The sequence below is a fragment of the Streptomyces sp. NPDC051555 genome (assembly GCF_044454405.1).
Classification (GTDB): domain Bacteria; phylum Actinomycetota; class Actinomycetes; order Streptomycetales; family Streptomycetaceae; genus Streptomyces.
Genome location: NZ_JBITDP010000090.1, coordinates 1 through 3288 on the forward strand (window position 1 = coordinate 1; position 3288 = coordinate 3288).

Annotated in this window: 3 protein-coding genes; 2 read left to right on the forward strand and 1 reads right to left on the reverse strand. The window is 60.4% G+C overall.

Annotation, left to right across the window (positions count from 1 at the left end; all coding sequences use genetic code 11):
* Positions 1–175 precede the first annotated feature (175 nt).
* Together ACIBEA_RS44315 and ACIBEA_RS44320 are read left to right on the forward strand one after the other, a co-directional pair.
* Positions 176–1177 (forward strand): IS630 family transposase, encoded by a 1002-nt coding sequence (locus ACIBEA_RS44315; RefSeq protein ID WP_399270219.1) that lies wholly within the window; start codon positions 176–178, stop codon positions 1175–1177.
* A gap of 536 nt (positions 1178–1713) precedes the next feature.
* Positions 1714–2700 (forward strand): PAS domain S-box protein, encoded by a 987-nt coding sequence (locus ACIBEA_RS44320; protein ID WP_399270215.1) that lies wholly within the window; start codon positions 1714–1716, stop codon positions 2698–2700.
* A 165-nt stretch (positions 2701–2865) separates the two neighbouring features.
* On the opposite strand, the gene ACIBEA_RS44325 is transcribed toward ACIBEA_RS44320, so the two are convergent.
* The coding region (locus ACIBEA_RS44325; RefSeq protein ID WP_399270217.1) for an IS630 family transposase at positions 2866–3288 on the reverse strand (423 nt) is incomplete at its 5' end.

The window sequence follows — 3288 nt, forward strand, 5'->3', positions numbered from 1 at the left end:
GCGGCCCCCGCGCCGGATGGTGCGGCTATCTTCTCGCTGGTCACAGGTGCAATCCTCCATGATCGGAGTTACACCGCTTCTTTTACAGTCCCGGTTCTGGGTCGTTGAGCTGGGTGTGAGCGATCTGGTGGGGGACGCACGGCATCTGTCGCCGTCGGCGCAGGAGGCCCTGCGGCTGCGGGCGGTGGCCGCGTTGGTGGCGGGGAGGGGCCGTGAGGACGTGGCGGCGGTGTTCGGCGTGTCGCTGAAAGCAGTCGACATCTGGTGGACGAAGTGGCAGGCCGGCGGCCGGGAAGCGCTCGTCATGCGGCCGCGCGGCAAGCCGGTCGGGGTGCACCAGGTGCTCGGGGAGGCCGAGCAGGCCGCCGTCAGGCAGGCCGTCCTCGATCACATCCCCTCCGACCTGGGACTTTCGGGCCAGCTATGGACTCGGGGGCAGATAGGCGAGCTGATCTTCAAGCTGTACCGGGTCCGCTTCACCGAGCCCGGGGTGGGCAAGTACCTCAAGCGTTGGGGACTGACCTTCCAGCGTCCGGACAAGCGGGCGGTCGAGCAGGACGCGGAAGCGGTCCGCGTCTGGCACGAGGAGACCTGGCCGGCGATCCGGGCCAAGGCGAAGGCGGAGAGCGCCGAAGTTCTCTTCGCCGACCAGGTCGGGGTCCGCTCGGACCAGGTCACCGGCCGCACCTGGGGCGCCAAAGGCGCGACTCCCATCGTCCGCCGCACCGGGAACCGGTTCTCCGTGAACGCGATGTCCGCGATCAGCACCCGCGGCCGGATGCACTTCATGGTCTTCACCGAGTCGTTCGACGCGAAGGTCATGTGCCGCTTCCTCACCCGGATTGCCGGGCACTTCGACCGGAAGGTCCACCTGATCGTCGACCGGCACTCGGCCCACCGCTCGAAGACCGTCCAGGCCTGGCTCGCCGGCCACAAGGACGAGATCGAGCTGCACTTCCTGCCCTCTTACTCACCCGAGCTGAACCCCGACGAGCTGGTCAACGCCGACCTCAAACGCAGCCTGCCCCACACCCACAGAGCCAGGAACCAGGCCGAACTCGCCGCCGAAACCCGCAGGTTCTTCCACAGACGCCAACGTCAACCACACATCGTCCGCGGCTACTTCGGCGGCCCACACGTCCGCTACGTCTTGAACGAGAACCCTTTGAGTTTCTGATCAATATGCGTGAATGATAGTTTAATACTGGATCTCCGTCGTAATTTTACAGGTGTTTTACACTTTCCACTCGGGTGGGCATCTGAGGATTCGTGGATCGAGTGCATATACATAGCGGATGCATCGAGGATTGTGGCTGCCGCATGCTGCAGGGCCGGGTTGGATGTTTGTTAGGGTGTAGTGGGTGAGGTTTAATATGTGGACACTTCGGGTTTGATGATTTGAACATCTCCGAAATTCCAAGCAGCCTCTTCTCTGGGCTTCCGGTCAGTTTCTGGATGACGGATCGAGACCTCCGACTGCTATGGAGATGCCCAGACAGTGGGCCCTGTGGTGAATTTGGTGGATCGATCTATGGCGAGGCGGACGGTAGACTCCGTCTTGACCGGAGTTACAGCTGGAATCCTGCCGTCTCTGCACACGTCAGGGCCTTGCGCGGAGAGACCGTCGAATGGCGAGCCGGGCCAGCTGACACTATCCGGTCGCGTGTGGCTCCGACGACCGATAGTACTGGCACGGTTAATGGTGTGATTGGAGTGACTGTCAATCTTAGCCGAGAGCATAATGAACATGTTCGTCGGATGGATTGTGAGAATATCCTCACCAGGCTATTGGCTGAGATCGATCAACCTGTCTCTGTGTTGGACGGACAAAAGCGCATCCTGTTGACCAGCTCCGCCTTTTGTGATGCCACGGGGGTTAGCTCGGAAGATGCTTTGCTCCGCACGCTCGATGAGGTCACCCAAGCGAATTCTCCCGTATCGGCCCCTAGCGGCGTGGTGGAAGGCGAGAATATTGTATGGGAAGGGAGTAGGGGGAGGCGATTTAGATCACGACAGCTGCCATTTGGAAATGATGAGCACAGGTTTGAACTCGCAATCTCTATTGATGTCTCCCAGGATGAGGCGGCGAGAGCACAGGATAAAAGTGCGCTCCTTGAGGAGTTTAAGCATCCTGCGGCATTCCTGGACTCAGGTGCACATATTCAGGAGCACAATGAGTCGTTTGCGTCGATGCTGGGGGCGACAAGTGAGGAGCTCGCGGGGGCCGCCCTGGCTGACTGGGTAAATCCGGGATCCCGGGAGCATTTCATTCAGTTGCATGCAAAAATGGCAACCGAGGGTAGAATTAAGGCTGAGGAGTTGATTCTTCGCGGAAAGTCTGGTTCGGCAATTCTTGCGAATATTTCCTTCAAGAGGTGGATCCGTCCTGAAGGTGGATCCTTTACCTCGTTTCTGACGATTGACGATTGGGGGGATCCTGCGGAAAGGATGAATGATATTCAAATGCAAGGCATCTCGGATATCGACGGGATAATTCTGGAGATGCTTGCCAGTGGCGAACCGAATTTGAAGATTGCACAGTCGCTGTGCCTGAGTCGTCAGGGGCTCGATTATCGACTGAAGGCACTTCGCAAGCAGATCGGCGCCTCCACGCGCGGGGCACTTGTCGGTCGCGCGTATGCTCTCGGAATGTTCGAGCCACAGTCGTGGCCTCCGCGGTTGAAGCGGAAGCATGTTTGACCGTAGCTTCGGAATCAGCGAGGAGTTGTTGTCATACTCGGCAGCGGCTCCTGCCACGCACACAATCTGATCTGTACGGCCCTGAATGCCGGATACACCCGGCCCTTGACCGGGAATCCAACGAAATGCTCACCCAGGCTGTGTTCAGGTGGAGCATCCTATTGATCAGAAACTCATGGGGTTCTCGTCCAGGACGTAGCGGACGTGCGGGCCGCCGAAGTAGCCGCGGACGATGTGCGGCTGGCGCTGGCGTCTGCGGAAGAAGCGACGGGTTTCCGCGGCGAGTTCGGCCTGATCGCGGGCTCGGTGCTGCTTGGGCAGGCTGTGCTTGAGGTCGGCGTTGACCAGCTCGTGGGGGTTCAGCTCGGGCGAGTACGGGGGCAGGAAGTGCAGCTCGATGTCGTCGGGGTGGGCAGCGGGCCAGTCGCGGACCTTCCTGGAGCGGTGGGCGGAGTGCCCGTCGACCACGAGATGGACCTTACGGTCGAAGTGGCCGGCGAGCCGGTCCAGGAAGCGGCACATCACCTCGGCGGTGAAGCTCTCGGCGAAGACCATGAAGTGCATCCGGCCCTTGGTACTGATCGCCGA